The organism is Curvibacter cyanobacteriorum (assembly GCF_028649475.1).
Lineage (GTDB): Bacteria > Pseudomonadota > Gammaproteobacteria > Burkholderiales > Burkholderiaceae_C > Curvibacter > Curvibacter cyanobacteriorum.
The window spans coordinates 350,114-370,331 of sequence record NZ_JAQSIP010000003.1; the positions used below are offsets into that span (position 1 = coordinate 350,114).

Annotated in this window: 18 protein-coding genes; 14 read left to right on the forward strand and 4 right to left on the reverse strand. The window is 68.8% G+C overall.

The window, feature by feature from the left end; genetic code table 11:
* Positions 1 to 73: 73 nt before the first annotated feature.
* Positions 74 to 559, forward strand: a complete 486-nt coding sequence (locus tag PSQ40_RS08225) for a molybdenum cofactor biosynthesis protein MoaE (protein WP_273950486.1) — start codon at positions 74 to 76, stop codon at positions 557 to 559.
* A gap of 15 nt (positions 560 to 574) precedes the next feature.
* Here the strand turns inward: PSQ40_RS08225 and PSQ40_RS08230 are convergent, their stop codons facing one another.
* Positions 575 to 1,156: a hypothetical protein gene (locus PSQ40_RS08230; protein ID WP_273950488.1), complete on the reverse strand. Its 582-nt coding sequence runs from the start codon at positions 1,154 to 1,156 to the stop codon at positions 575 to 577.
* Positions 1,157 to 1,246: 90 nt separating this feature from the next.
* Between PSQ40_RS08230 and clpB the strand changes: the two genes are divergently transcribed.
* The 11 genes from clpB (at position 1,247) to PSQ40_RS08285 (ending at position 13,280) form a co-directional block, all read left to right on the forward strand.
* Positions 1,247 to 3,859: an ATP-dependent chaperone ClpB gene (gene clpB, locus PSQ40_RS08235; protein ID WP_273950490.1), complete on the forward strand. Its 2,613-nt coding sequence runs from the start codon at positions 1,247 to 1,249 to the stop codon at positions 3,857 to 3,859.
* Between the two features lie 97 nt (positions 3,860 to 3,956).
* Positions 3,957 to 4,301, forward strand: coding sequence for a hypothetical protein (locus PSQ40_RS08240; RefSeq protein ID WP_273950492.1), 345 nt, complete (start codon positions 3,957 to 3,959; stop codon positions 4,299 to 4,301).
* A gap of 334 nt (positions 4,302 to 4,635) precedes the next feature.
* Positions 4,636 to 5,478, forward strand: a complete 843-nt coding sequence (locus PSQ40_RS08245; protein ID WP_273950494.1) for a formyltransferase family protein — start codon at positions 4,636 to 4,638, stop codon at positions 5,476 to 5,478.
* A gap of 135 nt (positions 5,479 to 5,613) precedes the next feature.
* On the forward strand, positions 5,614 to 6,528 hold the full coding sequence (locus PSQ40_RS08250; RefSeq protein ID WP_273950496.1) for a LysR family transcriptional regulator: 915 nt from the start codon (positions 5,614 to 5,616) through the stop codon (positions 6,526 to 6,528).
* Between the two features lie 135 nt (positions 6,529 to 6,663).
* The gene (locus PSQ40_RS08255; protein ID WP_273950498.1) at positions 6,664 to 7,077 is read left to right on the forward strand and encodes a cupin; all 414 of its coding nucleotides are present in this window, start codon (positions 6,664 to 6,666) and stop codon (positions 7,075 to 7,077) included.
* Positions 7,074 to 7,871 carry a putative hydro-lyase gene (locus PSQ40_RS08260; RefSeq protein WP_273950500.1) on the forward strand — a complete coding sequence of 266 codons (798 nt, stop codon included), beginning with the start codon at positions 7,074 to 7,076 and terminating at the stop codon, positions 7,869 to 7,871. Before PSQ40_RS08255 ends, PSQ40_RS08260 begins: the two co-directional genes overlap by 4 nt.
* A gap of 86 nt (positions 7,872 to 7,957) precedes the next feature.
* The gene (locus PSQ40_RS08265; protein ID WP_273950501.1) at positions 7,958 to 9,034 is read left to right on the forward strand and encodes a TRAP transporter substrate-binding protein; all 1,077 of its coding nucleotides are present in this window, start codon (positions 7,958 to 7,960) and stop codon (positions 9,032 to 9,034) included.
* Position 9,035: 1 nt separating this feature from the next.
* Positions 9,036 to 9,680 carry a TRAP transporter small permease subunit gene (locus PSQ40_RS08270; RefSeq protein WP_273950503.1) on the forward strand — a complete coding sequence of 215 codons (645 nt, stop codon included), beginning with the start codon at positions 9,036 to 9,038 and terminating at the stop codon, positions 9,678 to 9,680.
* The gene (locus PSQ40_RS08275) at positions 9,677 to 11,077 is read left to right on the forward strand and encodes a TRAP transporter large permease (RefSeq protein WP_273950505.1); all 1,401 of its coding nucleotides are present in this window, start codon (positions 9,677 to 9,679) and stop codon (positions 11,075 to 11,077) included. The genes PSQ40_RS08270 and PSQ40_RS08275 overlap by 4 nt, the downstream gene beginning before the upstream one ends.
* A 98-nt stretch (positions 11,078 to 11,175) precedes the next feature.
* On the forward strand, positions 11,176 to 11,895 hold the full coding sequence (locus PSQ40_RS08280; protein ID WP_273950507.1) for a DUF2848 domain-containing protein: 720 nt from the start codon (positions 11,176 to 11,178) through the stop codon (positions 11,893 to 11,895).
* Positions 11,896 to 11,939: 44 nt separating this feature from the next.
* A complete protein-coding gene (locus PSQ40_RS08285; protein ID WP_273950508.1) occupies positions 11,940 to 13,280 on the forward strand; it encodes an amidase in 1,341 nt (446 codons plus the stop codon).
* Between the two features lie 45 nt (positions 13,281 to 13,325).
* On the opposite strand, the gene PSQ40_RS08290 is transcribed toward PSQ40_RS08285, so the two are convergent.
* Both PSQ40_RS08290 and PSQ40_RS08295 read right to left on the reverse strand, forming a co-directional pair.
* Positions 13,326 to 15,449, reverse strand: coding sequence for an FUSC family protein (locus PSQ40_RS08290; protein WP_273950509.1), 2,124 nt, complete (start codon positions 15,447 to 15,449; stop codon positions 13,326 to 13,328).
* 145 nt (positions 15,450 to 15,594) lie between these two features.
* On the reverse strand, positions 15,595 to 16,860 hold the full coding sequence (locus PSQ40_RS08295; RefSeq protein WP_273950510.1) for a putative Na+/H+ antiporter: 1,266 nt from the start codon (positions 16,858 to 16,860) through the stop codon (positions 15,595 to 15,597).
* Between the two features lie 258 nt (positions 16,861 to 17,118).
* Between PSQ40_RS08295 and PSQ40_RS08300 the strand changes: the two genes are divergently transcribed.
* Complete coding sequence (locus tag PSQ40_RS08300) at positions 17,119 to 17,748, forward strand: LysE family transporter (RefSeq protein WP_273950512.1); 630 nt, start codon at positions 17,119 to 17,121, stop codon at positions 17,746 to 17,748.
* 16 nt (positions 17,749 to 17,764) lie between these two features.
* Here PSQ40_RS08300 and PSQ40_RS08305 read toward each other — a convergent pair whose 3' ends face one another.
* Complete coding sequence (locus PSQ40_RS08305) at positions 17,765 to 18,706, reverse strand: AraC family transcriptional regulator (protein WP_273950514.1); 942 nt, start codon at positions 18,704 to 18,706, stop codon at positions 17,765 to 17,767.
* Positions 18,707 to 18,915: 209 nt separating this feature from the next.
* Here PSQ40_RS08305 and PSQ40_RS08310 point away from each other — a divergent pair, with 209 nt between their 5' ends.
* Positions 18,916 to 20,172, forward strand: coding sequence for an MFS transporter (locus PSQ40_RS08310; protein ID WP_273950515.1), 1,257 nt, complete (start codon positions 18,916 to 18,918; stop codon positions 20,170 to 20,172).
* Positions 20,173 to 20,218: the final 46 nt, after the last annotated feature.

Below are 20,218 nucleotides of genomic sequence, written 5' to 3' on the forward strand. Positions count from 1 at the left end.
GGTGGGGCGTGAACATCGGCGCAGTATAGACCGGGTCCGGCAAACCCGCGGGGGCGGTGCCAAAATGCAGCCCATGAGCCTGCCCCGTACCGCCATCCAAACCGCCGACTTCGATGTCTCCGCCGAACTGGCCGCGCTGCGCCAGCAAGACCGCCGTGTGGGGGCCGTGTGCAGCTTTGTCGGCACGGTGCGGGGGGGCTATGAAGGCAACAACGGCGCGCCGGTGCTGTCGATGGAGCTGGAGCACTACCCGGGCATGACCGAGAAGGCCATCGAGGCCATGATTGACGAGGCGCAGCGCCGTTTCGACATCTTCGCCGCCCGCGTGGTGCACCGGGTGGGCCTGCTGCAACCCGGTGACCAGATCGTGCTGGTGGCGGTCAGCTCGGCGCACCGGGGCCAGAGTTTTCAGGCCTGCGAGTTCTTGATGGACTACCTCAAGACGCAGGCGCCGTTCTGGAAGAAAGAGCAGACGCCGCACGGTGCGCGCTGGGTCGATGCCCGCGTCAGCGACGACGCGGCGCTGGCGCGCTGGGGCATCGACGCGCGCAATGCCTGAGCGCCGCGGCCGGCCTCAGTGCAGGTAGCGCGGTTTGCCCAGAGGGCGGGCGCCGGTGTCGGCGTCGGGTTCGGCCTCGATCTCGACCGAGGCGCCCAAGGGGTCACCCGGGGCGTCGGGCAGCAGGCCCCAGTCGGTCTGGCTCAAGGCCATCTCCAGCAGGTGCACCAGGCCGTGCAGCAGGGGCAGTTCCAGTTCCAGGTCAAAGCCGCGCGGCGGGGCCTGGTTTTCGAGCTTCTCGACGAATGACAGCGCCAGCTTGTCGTCGCGTTGTTGCTGGCTGACCTCGGTCAGCAGCAGCGGGGCACTGCCCAGCGGCAAGGTGGCATCGGCTTCGTCGAAGGGGCTGGCCAGGTCGGCCTGGGCCAGCACCTCGGCGCGGCGGCGGCGGCTTTGCTGCTCGCGCTCGTGGGCCGGGGTGTCGCTTTGCTGTCGGGTCTCCAGCTGGGCCACCGCGGTGCGCAGGTGCGGCCACCAGCCGCGCAGCAAGACCCGGGTCAGCCAGACGCGCAACTCCTCGTGCGAGGTGGTGTTGAAGCGCATCAGGATGCGGTCCTGGTCCTTTTGGTATTGCGCCGACAGCTGGTGGATGTCCATCCTTTGATTTTAGTCAGCCCCGCGTGTCGGATGGCCCTTGAAATACCCTTCCAGGGACACAAGCTGCCTGTGCATCTGGAGATCACACCCATGCGAATCGACAAATTCACCACCAAGTTCCAAGAAGCCCTGGGCGAGGCCCAAAGCCTGGCCTTGGGCAACGACCATGCCTACATCGAGCCCGCCCACCTGCTGGTGGCCTTGCTGCGGCAGGATGAAGGCCCCAAGGCCTTGTTGCAGCGTGCCGGCGTCAACGTGGGCACCCTGCAGAACGCGGCCGAGGCCGCCGTCAAGCGCCTGCCCCAGGTGCAAGGCCAGGAGCAGGTGCAGGTCAGTCGGGACCTGGCCAACCTGTTCCAGGCCACCGAAAAGGAAGCCATCAAGCGCGGCGACCAGTACATCGCCAGCGAACTGTTCCTGCTGGCCCTGTGTGACAGCAAGATCGACCTGGCCGACCAGGCGCGCAGCCACGGCCTGAACCGCAAGAGCCTGGAGGCCGCCATCACCGCGGTGCGCGGCGGCCAAAGCGTCAACAGCCCCGAGGCCGAAGGCCAGCGCGAGGCGCTCAAGAAATACTGCCTGGACCTGACCGAGCGCGCGCGCCAGGGCAAGCTCGACCCGGTGATCGGCCGCGACGATGAAATCCGCCGCGCCATCCAGGTGCTGCAACGCCGCAGCAAGAACAACCCGGTGCTGATCGGTGAACCCGGCGTTGGCAAGACCGCCATCGTCGAAGGCCTGGCCCAGCGCATCGTGGCCGGCGAGGTGCCCGATTCGCTCAAGGGCAAGCGCGTGCTGTCGCTCGACATGGCCTCGTTGCTCGCGGGCGCCAAGTACCGCGGCGACTTCGAAGAACGCCTCAAGAGCGTGCTCAACGAACTGGCCAAGGACGAAGGCCAAACCATCGTCTTCATTGACGAGCTGCACACCATGGTGGGCGCCGGCAAGGCCGAGGGCGCGATGGACGCCGGCAACATGCTCAAGCCCGCGCTGGCGCGCGGCGAGCTGCACTGCGTGGGCGCCACCACGCTGGACGAGTACCGCAAGTACATCGAAAAAGACGCCGCGCTGGAGCGCCGCTTCCAGAAGATCCTGGTGGGCGAACCCACGGTGGAGGCCACCATCGCGATCCTGCGCGGCCTGCAGGAAAAGTACGAAGTCCACCACGGCGTGGACATCACCGACCCGGCCATCGTGGCCGCGGCCGAGCTGAGCCACCGCTACATCACCGACCGCTTCCTGCCCGACAAGGCGATCGACCTGATCGACGAGGCCGCGGCCAAGATCAAGATCGAAATCGACTCCAAGCCCGAGGTGCTGGACAAGCTCGACCGCCGCCTGATCCAGCTGCAGATCGAGCGCGAGGCGATGAAGAAGGAAACCGACGAAGCCTCGCAAAAGCGCCTGGACCTGATCGCCGAGGAGATTCAGAAGCTCGAACGCGAGAGCGCCGACCTGGAAGAAATCTGGCAGGCCGAAAAAGCCCAGGCCCAGGGCAGCCAGCAGGTGCGCGAGGCCATCGACAAGCTGCGCCAGCAGATCGAGGAACTGACCCGCAAGGGCGACTTCAACAAGGTCGCCGAGCTGCAATACGGCAAGTTGCCGGAGCTGGAAAAGCAGCTCAAAGAGGCCCAGGCCAAAGAAAGCGGCAAAGGCCAGCAGGCCGACGGCAGCAACGCCCCGCGCCTGCTGCGCACCCAGGTGGGCGCGGAAGAAATCGCCGAGGTGGTGAGCCGTGCCACGGGCATCCCGGTGTCCAAGATGATGCAGGGCGAGAAAGACAAGCTGCTGCAAATGGAGGACAAGCTGCACGAGCGTGTGGTGGGCCAGGACGAGGCCATCGGCGCGGTGGCCAATGCCATCCGCCGCTCGCGCTCGGGCCTGTCCGACCCGAACCGGCCGACGGGCTCCTTCTTGTTCCTGGGCCCCACGGGCGTGGGCAAGACCGAGCTGTGCAAGGCGCTGGCGGGTTTCCTGTTCGACTCCGAGGAGCACCTGATCCGCATCGACATGAGCGAGTTCATGGAGAAGCACTCGGTGGCCCGCCTGATTGGCGCGCCGCCCGGCTACGTGGGCTACGAAGAGGGCGGCTACCTGACCGAGGCGGTGCGCCGCAAGCCCTACAGCGTGGTGCTGCTCGACGAGGTCGAGAAGGCCCACCCCGACGTGTTCAACGTGCTGCTGCAAGTGCTCGACGATGGCCGCCTGACCGACGGCCAGGGGCGCACCGTGGACTTCAAGAACACCGTCATCGTGATGACCAGCAACATCGGCTCGCACCACATCCAGGCCATGGTTGGGCGCGACTACGAGGACATCAAGGAAGCGGTGTGGGACGAGTTGAAGAACCACTTCCGCCCCGAGTTCCTGAACCGCATTGACGAGACCGTGGTGTTCCACCCGCTGGACGCCAAGAACATCGAGTCCATTGCCAAGATCCAGCTGCAGATCCTGCAAACCCGCCTGGCGCGCATGGACCTGACCTTGCAGGTGTCGCCCGCGGCGCTGGCCGAACTGGCCAAGGTGGGCTTCGATCCGGTGTTCGGGGCGCGGCCGCTCAAGCGCGCGATCCAGCAGCGCATCGAGAACCCGCTGTCCAAACTGCTGCTGGAGGGGCGTTTCCTGCCCAAGGACGTGATCCCGGTCGAGGTCGATCCGGTGGTGGCGCCCGGGGTGTTCCGCTTCGGGCCGACGGTGCATTGAGCGCCCGGCTTGAACTTTTGGCCGGCGGCCCCATCTGAGGGACAGCAGGGCCCGGTGCGCAGGCGCGTGCCGGGCCTTGTCACTTTGAAAGGACCTCATGACCGGATTCAATCAGGCCCTGGCCACCCTCAGCCGACTGTTGCTGCGCCTGCTGCTCTTGGCCGCCGCCCTGGTGCTGGTGGCCAGCCTGCTCGCGGCCATCGCTTTGCTGGCCCTGGGCTGGGCCTTGCGCGCGGCCTGGGCCCGCCTCACCGGCCGCCCCGTCACGCCCTGGGTCAGCCGCTTTGATCTGGGCCAGCAGTTTGGCAATGTGATGCGCCGCGCACCCGGCGCCACGGTGCACCGCCCGGCCCCCACGGACATCACCGACGTCGAGGTGCGCGAGGTCTACGACGGCCCCGCGGCCACCGACCCCGCCGCGCCGCGCCTGCCGCGGCGCTGATCAATACTGCGCTTGCCGCGGCGCTGATCAACAGTGCGCTTGCCGCGGCGCTGACCAGCACTGCGCCTGCCGCCGCGCTGCGCGGTTCCGTTCCGGCCAGCCACCACGGCCGCGGCTGACCCGGTGCGGCCCGCCGTTCGCTTGGTACAGGCGGTTTACGCCAGGGCCAACAACGCTTTACGCCCGCGCCGCACCATGGCAGGGCCCCGGCAAGGCGGGTGCAGGGAACTGCCCCCGAACAGGCAGGCAGGTCTGTTCGGCGCCCTGTGACTCCCTTGCCTGGGCTTTTTTGACCTTGCACGGGAGCCCCATGGCGGCCAGGCGTTTCGCGATCATGGCAACCGACCGTTACCTCGGTGTCTTCAAAGCCTTTGTCGAAGCCGGCTGGGCACCGGTGAAGCTCTTCACCGCCCCCACCGACGACCGGCTGTTCCACAACAAGGCCACCATCGCCTACGCGGCCTCACTGGGCCTGGACATCCAGCTCTCGCCGCTGGACGAGGCCGCCCTGGCCGACCTGGGTCAGCGCCAGTGCGAGTTGCTGGTGGTGGCCAGCTACCAATGGCGGATTGGCGACTGGGCCGCCCACCTGCCCTACGCCGTCAATTTCCACCCCTCACCGCTGCCGTACTACCGCGGCCCTTACCCCCTGGTGCAGGGCCTGCTGGACCGGCAGCCACGCTGGGGCGTGAGCTGCCACCGGCTGACGGCGGCGTTTGACCGCGGCGCCATCCTGGCCAGCCGCCAGTTCGATGTGGCCGAGGACGAATGCCACGAGAGCCTGGACCTCAAGACCCAGATCGCGGCCCGCCAACTGGCCGCCGCCGTGGCGCTCAACTTCGATGGCCTGTGGGCTGGGGCGCAAGCGCAGAGCGGGGGCAGTTACGTCAAGCTGTGGCGGGACGAAGACCGCATGCTGGACTTTCAGCAGCCGGTTGCCGAGCTGCAGCGCCGCCTGCGCGCCTTTGGCCGCTTTGAGTGCCTGGCCACGCTCAACCAGGTGGTGTTCCATGTGCGCCGTGCGGTGACCTGGGTCGATGGCCACCGATTCCCCCCCGGCGCCGTGGTGCACACCGACGGCCCCCGCCTGGTGGTGGCCTGCCGGGACGGCTACATCGCCTTGCTGGAATGGAGCCTGCTGGCCCCCGGGGCCTCGACCGAGACGCCTGGGCGTTGAGCCGGCGCTGCCGGTGGTTGCCCGACGCCGTTGGCGCCAGTCTGTCGTCCTGAAGGTCCGTTGAACAGCGCGGGCACGGGGCCCCTCGGCCCAGTCCTGTCCAGGGACGGCGGGGCGGTGGCTTAGACTTTGCGCATGAACGTGCGTTTTCTCGAAGCCTTTGTCTGGGTCGCCAAGCTGGGCAGTTTCAAGGCAGCGGCCGACAAGCTGCACACCACGCAAGCCGGCATCTCCAGCCGCATCGCCACGCTGGAGGAGCAGTTTGGCGTGCGCCTGTTCGAGCGCGAACGGCGCGCCATCACCCTGACCTACCAGGGCTCCGAGCTGATGCCCTACGCGCTGCGCATGATCGACCTGCAAAGCCGCATGGTGGCCGCGGTGGGGCAGACCGAGGCGTTTTCGGGCATGTTGCGCATTGGCGCCATCGAAACCGTGGTGCACACCTGGTTGCCGGACCTGTTGTCGCGGTTTGTGGCGCGCTACCCCAAGGTGACGCTGGAGCTGATCTCGGACATCACGCCGCGCCTGCGCGACGACCTGCTGCGCGGCAGCCTCGACTGCGCCTTGCTGTCCGAGGAGATCACGCCCGGTTTCATCGAAAACCGCCGCATCGCCACCTATGCCATGCGCTGGGCCACCAGCCCGGGCCTGGCCAGCCAGTTGCCGCCGGGTCGTTTGAGCTTCAGCGACATCGCGCGCCACCCCATCATCTCCTTCCACCGCGAGTCCAGCGTGTACCGCAACATTGCGCAGGGGGCGGCCGATTGCCCGGACCTGCGGGTGAGCTATTTTTCATCGCTGGCGGCCATGGTGGACCTGACCCGCTCGGGCTTCGGCATTGCCCCGCTGCCGCTCGCGGTGATCGAACGCGACGTGCTCGAAGGCCGCCTGGTGCTGCTGGACCTGGCCCCCACGCCGTCCTCGCTGCCGCTGGTGGCCAGCGTGCGCATGGACCCGGCTTCGCCGGTGGCCGAGGCCCTGGTGATGATGGCACGCGAGGCCAGCGAAGCCTTCACCGCGCGCTGCCAGTTGCCCGTGCTCGAGGCCTGAGCGCGCGCTGTTTCAGTGCGGCCGCGGGCCGCGGTGGTGCATTGCGCGGGCCACTGCGGTGCATCACAAAACCCTATTGGTTGACACCAGAATTTCCCGTTTGACCCTGCGGGGCGCCGCGTCAACACTGCGGGCATGACGTTCAGTTCTGCCTCCCCCCTGCGGCCTTTGCCACACCGTGAATTCTTTGACCTGCAACCGCTGCTGGCGCAGGGCGACTGGCAGCAAGTGCCTTCGCGCGCCGGGCTCATCGAAGAGCTGACCCTGCGCGACAGCTTTGATCCCGTGCGGCGCACGGGTTCGCGCACGGTGCTGGCGCGTTGGTCCGCGGGGGCGTGGCTGGACCGCGCCGTGGTGCACGACTTCTGCGAAGAGGTGTACCTGCTGCAAGGGGACTTGGTCGTGGGTTGCGACGCGCAAGCGCAGGGCGGTGATGCTTTCAACGCGCCCACCTACGCCTGCCGGCCGCCTGGGGCGGTGCATGGGCCTTTTGTGTCCCGTGGCGGTTGCCTGATGCTGGAGATCCAGTCCCACGAGGTGGCCCCATGAACGCGCGCTTGGCTGTCCCCAGCGCGGGCTGGCTGGCGCGCCAGCCGATTCGCCGCGGCGAGCACCGTGGCCACACCTCGGGCCTGGCGCCGGGCCTGGTGCAGGGCAACCTGATGATCCTGCCGCAGGCATTGGCGGCGGACTTTTTGCTGTTCTGCCAGCGCAACCCCAAGTCGTGCCCTCTGCTGGCCGTGTCCGAGCCGGGCGACCCCTTTTTGCCGACGCTGGGGCACGACATTGACATCCGCCGTGATGTGCCGAGCTACCGCGTCTGGCGCGACGGCGTGCTGGTCGATGAGCCCAGTGACCTGGGCGCCTGGTGGCAGGACGACTTCGTCACCTTTGTCTTGGGCTGCTCGTTTTCGTTTGAGCAGGCCTTGATCGAGGCCGGCATCCCGCTGCGCCATGTGCAGCAAGGGCGCAACGTGGCCATGTACCGCACCCAGGTGCCCACGCAGGCCGCGGGCCCGTTCGCCGGTCCGATGGTGGTCTCGATGCGGCCCATGACGCCGGCCGACGCGATCCGCGCGGTGCAGGTGACCTCGCGCTACGCCCAGGTGCACGGGGCGCCGGTGCACCTGGGGCGGCCCGACCTGATCGGCATTGCCGACCTCAGCCGGCCTGATTTTGGTGACCCGGTGGAGATCGCACCCGACGAGATCCCGGTGTTCTGGGCCTGCGGTGTCACCCCGCAGTCGGTGGCCATGGCGAGCCGGCCCCGTTTGTGCATCACCCACTCCCCGGGTTGCATGTTGGTGACCGATTGGTTGAACCACCAGCTTGCCACCGGCTGACGCCCTCGACCCTGTTTGCACCCGCTGTGGACCTGGTTCACAGCGGGCCCCGTTTCACTCACCCCCTCGTCCACTTGGAGCCTCCCATGAAACTCAAAAAAACCTCCGTTGCTGTGATCCTGGCCGCCTCGGCCCTGCTGCCGGCGCTGGTCAGTGCCCAGGCCTTCCCGGCCGGTCCCAAAGTGGCCATCCAGGCCATCACCCAGGTGGCGCCCAACCTGCCCCAGTACACGCGGGTCGACCAGCCCTTGCTGCGCGACGGCCTGAGCAAGGCCACCGGTGGCCGTGTGGAGGTGACCCTGTCGTCCTGGCCGGAGCGCAACGTCAACGGGCCCGAGGTGCTGCGCCTGGTGCGCTCGGGTCAGGTGGACATTGCGGCCGCGCCGCTGACCACCGTGTCGGGTGATGTGCCCATGCTCGACGGCGTGGATCTGGCCGGCATGAACTCGGACATCCGCCAAGCCCGCAAAGTGGCCGATGCCATGGTGCCGGTGGCCAACAAGGAACTCGAGCGCCTGGGCATCAAGCTGATCGCCACCTACCCCTTCTCGGGTCAGATGCTGTTTTGCCGCAAGCCCATGGCGAGCCTGGCCGACCTCAAGGGCCTGAAGGTGCGCACCAACGGGCCGTCCGCCGCCGACCTGGTCAAGGCCCTGGGCGGGCAGCCCGTGTCGCTGGCCTTCGGGGAGGTCTACACCGCGCTGGAGCGCGGCACGGTGGACTGCGGCATCACCGGCGCGGGGTCGGGCAACGGCGTCAAATGGACCGAGGTCTCGACCCACCTGTTCACGATGCCCCTGTCTTGGTCCACGTCGGGTTACTTCGTCAACCTGGCCTGGTGGAACAAACTCGACCCCGTGGTGCGGGCCCAGCTCGAGAAGACCCTGGCCGAAGTTCAGGAAGCCCAATGGAAGCTCGGTGTGGACGCCACCAACGACGGCGTGGCCTGCAATGTCGGCCAGGCCGACGCCTGCAAGTTGCACACCCTGGTGAAGAAGCCGATGGTGGAGGTCAAACCTGGCGCCAATGTGGTCGCCACGCTGCAGAAGGAACTGAGCGAAGACGTGCTGCCGGGCTGGATCAAGCGCTGCGGTGACCGTTGCGCCGCCGTCTACAACGAGGTGATCGCTCCGATCACCGGCATCAAGTACGCAGGGAAGTGAGATGTTTCGACGGTTGGAGTCGATCAGCCGCCACGCGATGACCGTGGCAGGCTGGTGCTATCTGCTGATCACCGTGCTGATCTGTTTTGACATCGGGGCGCGTCGCCTGCTGGGCTTCTCGACCGAGGCCACCACCGAGCTCACCGGCTACCTGATGGCGATCGGCATGAGCTGGGGCCTGGCGGGCACGCTGTTCGATCGGGGCCATGTGCGCATCGATGTGTTGGTGCAAAAGCTGCCGCTCCAGGTGCGGGTGTGGTTGCACCTGCTGTCGCTCGGGGCCTTGCTGGTGGCGTCGCTGTTCTTCGTCTACGGCGCACTGTCGCTGGCCAAGGACTCCTGGGATTTCGGGGCCACCGACCTGTCCACGCTGCGCATGCCGATGGTCATCCCGCAAGGCTTGTGGGCGGCCGGGCTGGTGCTGTTGTTGCTGACTGGCGTGGCCTTGCTGGCACGTGCCCTGCGCCAACTGAGCACCGGCCAGGCCGACGCCATGGACCGCATGCTGATGGCTCGTACCTATGAAGACGAAGCCGCCGAAACCCTGGAAGCCGTGTCCGAGGCGCAAGCCCAGATGAGTCCGCCGGTGGCCGCCGCCGCCCCCCTGGCCACCCCGGCCACCCGTCCTGTTGGAGCCCCCAAATGATCGCCATTGTTTTCATCCTGGTCATGGGCGCGGTGGTCGGTCTGGCCTCGCTGTTCGGCCCGGCCAGTGGCGCAGCCGCGGCCTCGGCCGCCAGCGTGCCCTGGTGGGCCCTGGCCGCTGTGCTGGTGGCCTTTGTGGGCTTCTTCGCGGGCGGTATCTATGTGGGCGCGGCCTTGGCCATGCTGTCCTTGCTGGCGGGTTTTGGCCTGTCCGACCGGCCGTTCTGGAACTTCATCGGCGAGATGATCTGGGGCCCTTCGACCAACTTTGTGTTGGTTTCAGTGCCCCTGTTCCTGCTGATGGGCGAGATCATGCTGCGCGCCGGTTTGTCCGAGCGCCTGTACCGGGCCCTCAACGTCTGGATGGGGCGCCTGCCCGGCGGCCTGCTGCACACCAACATCATGGCCTGTGGTGTGTTCTCGGCGGTGGCGGGCTCCAGCGTGGCGACCGCCGCGACCATGGGCTCGGTGGCCTTGCCGTACTTTGAGAAAAGCCACTACCCGCCGCGCCTGGTGCTCGGGTCCTTGGCGGCTGGTGGGGCGCTGGGCAACCTGATCCCGCCCGGCATCACCTTCATCATCTATGGCCTGATCACCGAGACCTCGGTCGGGGCGCTGTACCTCGCCGCGGTCGGCCCCAGCCTGCTGGTGGTGCTGCTGTTCACGCTCACCATCCTGTTCTACAGCTACAAGCTCAAGCTGCACGGCGAGGCTGGTGGGGCCAAAGTCGGCTGGGCTCAGCGTCTGGCCAGCCTGTCCGACCTGGTGCCCACGGCCTTGCTGATCGGCCTGGTGCTGGGCACCATCTACGCGGGCTGGGCCACGCCCACCGAGTCCGCCGCGCTGGGGGTGGCCGGGGCCATCGTGTTGTCGCTGGTGGACCGCAAGCTGAGCTGGAAGATGCTCAGCGAGTCGATGCGCTCCACCGCGCGCACCACCTCGATGATCGCGCTGATCCTGTTTGGCGCCTACTTCCTGAACTACATCCTGTCGTCGCTGGGCATCCCGCAGATGTTGGCCAAGTTCCTGACCTCACTGCCCTTGCCGGGCTGGGCGATCATGCTGGTCATCATCGGCTTTTACCTGGCGCTGGGGACCTTCATGGAAGGCATGTCGATGGTGATCACCACCATCCCGCTGCTGTTCCCCGTGGTCAAGGCCCTGGGCTACGACCCGATCTGGTTTGGCGTGGTGATCACCATGCTGGTCGAGATCGCCATGATCAGCCCGCCCGATGGCACTGTGCTTTATGTGCTGCAAGGCATGCGGCGCCAGCCCGGGCCGATCACCGATGTGTTCTCGGGGGTGCTGCCTTTCATGTTCGTTTACATGCTGGCCATCATCGTTCTGATGCTGTTCCCCGCCATCGCCCTCTGGCTGCCGACGGCCTTGATGTAGCGCCTCCAGCCCTTGCGCTCGGTCGCGCCGTGGGCGCGGCCGGGCGCCCAAATTCCCCTGTTTTTTTCACCCTCTTCTTTGAGACGAGAGCCCTAGCCATGTCCACTCCTTTGCTTTTTGCTTGCGAAAGCGCCCTCGACAACGCCGTGCCGCGCACCGAGGTGCGTGCTGTGAGCCCGCGTCAGTTCATCATCGCGGGCTGGACCGGCCGCGACAGCGCCGCCATCGCCCACCACATCCATGAGCTGGAGTTGCTCGGGGTGCCCGCGCCGTCGTCGGTGCCGCTGTTCTACCGCGCCAGTGCCAGCCTGCTGACCCAGGCCCCGCAGATCGAGACCCTGGGCGAGGACAGTTCGGGCGAGGCCGAGCCGCTGCTGTTCCGCGCTGACGGCGAGTGGTGGCTCACCGTGACCTCGGACCACACCGACCGCAAGGTCGAGACCTATTCGGTGGCCGTGTCCAAGCAGATGTGCCCCAAGCCCATCGCCGCTGCGGCCTGGCGCTGGTCCGAAGTCGCCCCCTACCAGGACGAGTTGCAACTGCGCTCGCGCATCTTCGAAGGCGGGCAGTGGGTGGACTACCAGCAGGGCACGCTGAGCTCGATCCGACCGCTGGCGTCGCTGTGTGCCGACAGCCCCTTGGGTCTGGGGGCGGCGGAGGGCTGCTTCCTGTCCTGCGGCACGCTGGGGGCGATTCATAATGCGCAAGGGGTCGGCATCCGCCCGGCCGCGCAGATGGAAATCGAGCTCCGCGACCCGCGCCGCCAACGCAGCATCGTGCACCGCTACCAGGTGCAGACCCTGCCCGTGGTGGCCTGACACGCGTGGCCCGAGGCCTGTTCAATTCAACCCCCTTTGACGCCATGACATCTACTCTTGAGTCCCTGCAGTCGCGCCTTCAGCAAGGCCTGACCTCCTGCGAAGCCGTGGTCGAGCAGGCCCTGGCCGGTGCCGCCGGCCCGGCGGCGGCCCATGTGTTCACCCGCCTGTACCCGGAGGCTGCGCTGGCGGCCGCCCGCCACGCCGACGCCCAGCGCGCCGCGGGAGTGCCGCAGGGGCCGCTGGCGGGCCTGCCGGTGAGCATCAAAGACCTGTACGACGTGGCCGGCGAGACGACCCTGGCCGGCTCGGTGGTCTGCCGTGGCGAACCCGCAGCCCAAGCGGACGCGCCCGTGGTGGCGCGCTTGCGCCGCAGCGGTGCCGCCTTGATCGGCAAGACCAACATGACCGAGTTCGCCTTTTCGGGCGTGGGCATCAACCCGCATCACGGTACGCCGCGCAACCCGGCCGATGCGGCGGTGGCGCGCATCCCGGGCGGTTCGTCGTCGGGCGCCGCGGTGTCGGTGGCGCTGGGCCTGGCCGTGGCCGGTCTGGGGTCGGACACCGGGGGCTCGATCCGCATCCCGGCCGCGCTGTGTGGCCTGGTTGGCTTCAAGAGCAGCCAGGGCCGGGTGCCGCGCAGCGGCGCGTTGGAGCTGTCGCGCAGCCTGGACACGGTGTGTGCCATGACGCGCAGCGTGAGCGACTGCCTGACGGTCGATGCCGTGTTGTCGGGCGCGCCGCTGGCGGTGGCCCGCCGCCCCCTGGCGGGCCTGCGCCTGGCCCTGCCGCAGACGGTGCTGCTCGATGGCCTGGACGACACCGTGGCCCGCGCCTACCAGCGCACCCTGTCGCGTCTGTCGGCCGCAGGGGCGCAGTTGATCGAGATCCCGCTGGCCGAGTTGGCCGAGATCCCGCGCCTCAATGCGCCCGGGGGCTTTTCGCCGGTGGAGGCCTTTGCCGTGCACCACGAGCGCCTGGCCCGGGCCCGTGACCAGTTTGACCCGCGCGTGGCCGCCCGCATGGCCTTGGGGGCCTCGGTGTTGGCGCGCGAGTACCTCGACATGCTGGACCACCGCGCCGACTGGATCGCCCGCGTCACCCAGGCCCTGGACGGCTTCGATGCCGTGCTCTGCCCCACGGTGCCGATCGTGGCGCCGGAGATCGAGCCGCTGCGGGCCTCGGACGAGGCTTTCTTCAAGGCCAACGGCCTCTTGCTGCGCAACACCTTTGCCTTCAACTACCTGGACGGCTGCGCCTTCAGCCTGCCGTGCCACGCCGAGGGCGAACTGCCGGTGGGCCTGATGCTGGCCTCGGTGCGCAACGACGATGCGCGCCTGGCCACGGTGGCCTTGGCGGTGGAGCAGGCACTGGCGCAGGCCTGATGCGGGCGGCAGCGGCCCGCCACGGGGCTGCTGGGCCGTGCGACCTCAGCCGCGGGCGGGCTCGCGCAGCGCTTGCAAGGCCGCGCGGGCCGAGGCCGCGGTGCGCGCCGCGTCGAGCTGGGTGACCTGCAGGCGGCGGTGCAGCCAGGGCAGGGCGTTGTCGGTGGGGGGCTCGCTGGGCAGCAGTTGCTGCTTGTGGGCCAGGGCGTTGGCTTCGATGCCGGCCTCCAGCGCGCCCGTGCTTTGGGGATCGAGCAGCGCTTGCAGGGTTTGATTGGCCTGCGCCAGCGCGTTCAAGGCCTCGGCCTGGGCCATCTCGGGGCCTTCGCGCAGGCGCATCAGGCGCAGCATGGACAGGTGGGCCATCAGGCGTTGGCCGTGGTCCAGCAGGGCGGTCAGCGGGCCCAGCGGCAATTGCACCCCGCGTGGCTCGAAGCTGCTGCGCTGCAGGGCCGCTGCCAACACGCCCAGCGCGTCGTAGGCCTGGCGCCGGGCCAGGCGCTGGCGCACCGCGCTGGCGGGGTCGGTGGGCCCGGACGCCTGCAGCGATTCGGCCGCGTAGTGGCGCAAGGCCCCCAGCAAACGTGGCAGGCTGCGCGGCAGGCTGCGCCGTTCCCACGACGGCAAGACAAAGCAGAAAGCCCAGGCCATCAGGGCGCCCAGCAGGGTGTCGGCCACGCGCTCGGCGATCGGGAAGCCGGTGTTTGGGTGCGCCATGTGGGCTTGCAGCAGGGCCATCACGGTGGCCGCCACGGCGGTGACCAGGTAGCGCTCGATGGCAAAGCTGTGCGCCAGCCCCACCGCCAGCAGGAACACCAGCATCAGCAGCAGGGGCGAGGACACCTGGGCCAGGCCGACCACGATCACACAGCCCAGCAGCGTGCCCATGACCCGCAGGTTGCGCCTCGACAGGGTTTGTTCGAGGTTGCCACGCAGCACCACGGCGACGCTCAACACCATCCACTGCGGGTGTGAGGCCCAGGGCAGCGCCAGGCCGATGTAGTAGGCGGCCCCCAAGGCCAGCCCCGCGCGCAGGGCGTGGCGCAGCACCGGCGAGGCCAGGCTCAGGTGCGGGCGCAGGGCCGACAGCGGCCAGCCCTCGGGGGCCACAAACAGCTGCAGTTCGGCGGCGCTCAGGGTGGGGTCGGTCTGGCTGCGGTCGAGCAGGCGGTGGATGGCGCTCACGTCGTCGCTGAGGTGGCGCACCCGGTTCACCAAGGCGGGCAGCAGGCGGGCCCGCAGGTCATCGGGTGCCAGCCGCGGGCTGGTCTGCAGTTCGCCCAGCAACTCGGACAGCGAGGGGCCGGCCGGCGGGCTCGGGTGCTGGACGCCGCGCAGGCGGTCCTGCGCCAGGTCCAGGGCATCGGCCAGGGTGCGCAGCCGTTGGGCCAGGCTGCTGCGGATCCTGTCGGCCAGCGCATCGTCGCCCAGCAGGTCCAGGTCCAGGCGGCTGGCCAGCAGGATGTCGCGCAGGTCCACCACGCGCAGCAGGATGGCGGTTTCGCGCTGGGCGCGCTCGCTCGGCGGGGCGGCAAACAGCAGGTCGCGCGCGGCCTGCAGGCGCTCGGCCAACTGGGCTTCGTCACGCACCCAGGTGTTCAGGGCCTGGGTGGCGGCGTCGACCTCGCGCCCTTGCACCATGGCCTGCGCGCGCGAGCGCAGCAACTGCGCGGTGGCTTGCAGTGCGGTGGCCAGGGTCAGGCTGCGGTAGCGCGCCTGCAGGCCCCGCAGGGTCAGCTGCGACCAGGCCAGGTAGCAGGCCGAGCCCAGCAGGTGCCAGCCCGTCAGCGCCCAGGGGGAGGTGCCGTCGGGCACCCCCATGGTGAAGACGATGGACAGGATCACGGCAAACGACACCGGTCCCGCGCGGGGCCCCCAGGCCAGCGTCATCATCGAGATGAACACCAAGGCCATGATGGCCAGGCCCAGCGCGCGCGGGTGCGGGTCAAGCGAGGCCACCACCCAGGTGCTCAAGGCCCCCAACAGGCCGGCCATCAGCACCCGCGGCCAGGACCGCGTGGGCGTGGTGGGCGTGTCCGCGAGGCTGGCGAACACCGCACCGCTGCTGACCAGTTGGGCCACGTGCAGGCTGGCCTGACTGCCAAACAGCACTTGAATCAGTCCGACCCCGAGGGCCACACTGAGGCCGTTGAGCACGTGGGCAGGCATTCGCAAAAGCCAGTTCAAAGGGGACATGGGCGGGCAGGGTCAAACAAGACAGCAGGCGGTGGGCGCGACGAGGCGCAGCATAACGCGCCCCCGGGCCGGGGGCTGCCTGGTCGGTGGGGGCCGGACGGTCGGTCCGTCTCCGGGCTCAGAGCCCGCGCAGCGCCAACATCGCCACCCCCGTGGCGGGCAGGGCGGCCAGCAGCAGGCCCAGGGGGTGAATGGCTTGCTCTTCGAAGTGGCCGCGCAAGATGGCCACCCCGGCCGGGTTGGGCGCATTGGCGATCACGGTCAGGCCGCCGCCGGTGACCGCACCGGCCACCAGGGCCACCTTGAACTCATCGCTGAGCCCAGGCACCAGCGAGCCCAGGTAGGTCAGGGCCGCGTTGTCGGTGATGGCGGTCAGCGCGGTGGCCCCAAAATACACCGTGTCGCTGTTCAGCGATAGCAGCAGGGGCTGCAACCACCACTGTTGCAGACCGCCCAGCACCACCAGACCGGCCAGGAAGAAGGCCACCAGCAGGGCTTCGCGCAGGATCAGCGGGTTCTGGTGCCGCTGGTAGGCGGTGGCGAAACCCAGGAAGAACAGGAACAGCCCGAGGAACACGGTGGGGTGGTGGGCAAACACCACCACGCCCAGCAGGAAAAGCAGGTGCACCAGCACCACCGCTGGCGGCACCGGACTCGGCTGGTCGGCACCGCGGGCCCCATCGCCCAGGCGACCCAGCTCGGCGCGGAACAGCCAGGCCAGGGCGCTGGCGTTGACGAACACCGCGGTGGCCGCTTTCCAGCCAAAGGTGCCCAGCACAAAAGCCAGGTCCCACTGCCAGGTGCTGGCCACCATCAGGATCGGCGGGGCCGCAAAGGGCGTCAGGGTGCCACCGATCGAGATGTTCACAAACAGCACACCCAGGATGGCGTAGCGCAGGCGTTGGGACAGGCCATGGCAGAACAAGGTGTCGCGCAGCATCATCGCGGCCAGGGTCATGGCCGCGGGTTCGGTGATCACCGAGCCCAGCAGCGGCACCACCGACAACACCACCCAGCAGCGCGCGGTGGCCCGGGGCAGTGGCATCAGGCCGGTCAGTTGCCGCACCAAGGCGCCAGCCACCTGCAAGATCGGGCGCGTGCCAGCGATGACCATGATGGCAAACACAAACAGCGGCTCGGTGAAGTTGCGGCTGTCCAGGTAGGCGATGGCCTGTTGCTGACCCAGCAGCGCAAACATCACCACCATCAGCACCATGGCCCAGAAGCCAAACACCACCTCCACCTCGCCCAGCAGGTGCCACAGGCCCGCATGGCGCGGCCGGGTGTGGGCCAGGTGTTCAAAGAACTTGGTCGAGAAGGTGTGCAGCAGGGCGACGGCAAACAGGGCCGCACCGATCCACTGCAGGGTGGTGGGAGTGTTCATGGCTAGGGCTTCGCAGGACGAAATGGGGCGACTGGGCGCCCTGGTAGGCGCCCAACCCGCTATTGTCGCGCGCCGCTCGGGGCCGAAGCATGGGGCCCGGCCTGCCCTGGCACTGGCTCGAGGGCAGGGGCAGGGGCAACGGGGCCGTCCTTGTGGCGTTTCGCCGGGGCGTTCGGGCCCCGCTGTGCCTTCGGCGTCTGGTCCGCCTTAGCCATGTGACAATCGCGCCCTCTTCTTGTCAATGCGTGTCGACTTTTCATGGAACTCTCCACCTGGCTGGCTTTTTTCGCGGCCGCTTGGGCCATCAGCATCTCCCCGGGCGCGGGTGCCCTGGCGGCCATGAGCGCGGGCTTGAACCACGGCTTTCGCAAGGGCTATGTGACGACCGTCGGCCTGGTGCTGGGCATCTGGACGCAGCTGATCGTGGTCGGCGTCGGCCTGGGCGCGCTGGTCGCGGCCTCGGCCACGGCGTTCTCGGTGGTCAAGTGGAGCGGCGTGGCCTACCTGGTGTGGCTGGGCATTCAGCAGTGGCGCGCGCCAGCGCGCCCGCTGGCGGCGCAGCAGGCGTCGGCCGCCAGCGTCAGCTGGCACGCCATGGTGCGCCGCGGCTGGATGATCAACGCCATCAACCCCAAGGGCACGGTGTTCCTGCTCGCCGTGGTGCCGCAGTTCCTGGACCTGCACCAGCCCCTGGTGTGGCAGTACCTGGTGATCGGCCTGACGCTCAGTTTCACGGACTTCGTGGTGATGGCGGGTTACACCGCACTGGCCTCGCAGGTGCTGGGCTCGCTGAAGTCGGCCGCCCACATGCGTGCCCTGAACCGGGTGTTTGGCAGCCTGTTCGTGATGGCGGGCGGCCTGTTGTCGGTGTTCTCGCGCAGCGAGTGAGGCCGCCGCGGCCGACTCACGCGGGGCGGCGGTGCTTGCCTGAGAAGCGGCTCGGGGCCTGACCCATGGCCGCGCGGAACATGGCCGAAAACGCGCTTTCGCTGGCGTAGCCGCTGGCGCTGGCGACCTGACTCACCGGCAGGCCACGCGCCAGCAGCGGCAGCGCATGCGCCAGCGTGACCTGCTGGCGCCATTGCTGGTAGCTCAGCCCCAGCTCGTCACGGAACAAGCGTGCCACCGTGCGTTCGCTGGCCCCCACCGAGGCCGACCACTGGGCCAGCGTGGCGCGCTCACCCGGCGCGCGCAACACCGCTTCGCACAAGGCGCGCAGGCGCTTGTCGCCCTGGCCGGCCACCGGCAGGGGCACGCCCATGCGGATCTGGGGGGCTTGCTGCAACTCGTCGCACAGCAGCGGGGCAATCAAGGCCTCGCGCCGGCTCGGCCGTGCGGCGGTGTCTGGCGCCTCGCGCTGGGGCGGGTCGGCCTGGGTGTCGAGCTGACGCACCAGCGCGCGCATCAACTCGCTGACCTCGATCACCACACAGCGCTGCCAGTGCGCCGTGGCGGGCGCGATGTGCTGGTGCAGGTACAGGGTGTGCAGGTCGGCGTCCTCGACCACGGTGATCGAGTGCGCCATGTCGGGTGGCACCCAGACGGCCCGCGACGGCGGCACGATGAAGGTGCCGTCCTCGGTGCTGAGGCGGCACACCCCGTTGAGTGAAAACGTCAGCTGGCCCCAGGCGTGGGCGTGCGGCAGCACCTCGGTCTCGGCCAGCAGGTGGCGCTTCTTGGCGCGCAGCGGGCGCTCGGGGGTGGGCTGAAAGAGGTGGGGTGTCAGGCTGCCCACCAGGTCGGCCGGGGGCTTGTTGCGCCAACCCTGCCGCGGTCGGGCCCCGGCGCGGGTCGGTGGCTGGGGGGCGGGCGCGGCTTGGGCCGGGTGGAGGCGGGTGCGGGGCATGGGCAGGGCCAGGAGCGGGCAGGGCGTGGGTCGCGGTGACTGGGTTGGGCCTGTGGGCCCAAGCCGTCCATTTCACGTGCCCGGGGCGGGGGACGTGGTCAGCGGGCATGGGCTTGTCTGATTGCCGACGAAATTTGTCTTTTCATCGCCAACCAGACGCGAGTCTGGCCCGTACGATGACCTCCGTCAAGCTCTTGGAGGTTTTACCCATGTCGACTGCGACCGCGCTGCCCAGCGCCACATTCAAGCAGGACGTCCGCCTGATTGGCCTGGTCGGCCTGGCCCACGGCATCAGCCACTTCAGCCAGTTGGTGCTGGCGCCGCTGTTCCCGTGGCTCAAGGAGGCCTTCGACGTCAGCTACACCGAACTGGGCCTGGTGCTGACGGTGTTCTTTGTCGTGTCCTGTGCGGTGCAGGCCCTGTCGGGCTTTGTGGTTGACCGGTACAGCCCGCGCCCGGTGTTGTTCGCCGGGCTGGGGCTGCTGGGCCTGGCCTTGATCGGCTATGCCCTGTCGCCCAACTACCCCACCTTGCTGCTGTGCGCGGTGCTCGCGGGCACTGGCAATGGCGTGTTCCACCCGGTGGACTACACCCTGTTCAACCGCAAGGTCAGCAGCACCCGGCTGGGCCATGCCTACAGCGTGCACGGCATCACGGGCAGCCTGGGCTGGGCCTTGGCACCGGCCCTGGTGGTGCCCTTGGCGCTGGCGTTCTCGTGGCGTGTGGCGTTGGGGGTGTCGGGCCTGCTGGCCTTGGCCGTGCTCGGCCTGCTGTGGCTGCAGCGCGAGGTGTTGAGCCTGCCCGCGGCCCCCGCGGTGGCCGTGCCGCCCGCCGGGGCCAAGCCGGCTTCGGGCGCTGGCGCCGCGGCCGGGGGCTTTGACTTCTTGCGCATCCCGGCGGTGTGGATGTGCTTCGCTTTCTTCTTGTTTTACGCCATGGCGCTGAGCGTGGTGCAGACCTTCGCCCCCGAGGCCGCGCGCCAACTGCACGACGTCCCGGTGGCCCTGATCGCGGCCTGCCTGACCATTTACATGGTGGCCAGTGCCAGCGGCATGGTGCTGGGCGGTTTCTTGGCGGCCGACCCGACGCGCTGTGAGCGCATCGTGGCCGGTGGCATCGGCGTCGCAGCCCTGGTGGCGCTGAGCCTGGCCCTGGCGCCGGTGCCGGGCTCGCTGGTGCCGGTGCTGTTCGGGGTGATGGGTTTTGCCAGCGGCATTGCGGGGCCCTCGCGCGATCTGCTGGTCAAGCGATCCACGCCCGAGAACGCGACGGGCCGCGTCTATGGGGTGGTCTACGCCGGGCTGGACATCGGGCAGGCGGTGTCGCCCCTGGTGTTTGGCCGCCTGATGGACCACGGGCAGTACACCAGTGTGCTGGTGGGCCTGGCCCTGGTGCAGGCGGTGCTGATCGCCAGCGCCTTCAATGTGCGCCGGGTGCGCCGCACCGCCACGCTGGCGGCGGCCTGAACCGGCTGCCCAACGGGCGCCCCCAGAGGCATTAGGATGCGGGCGG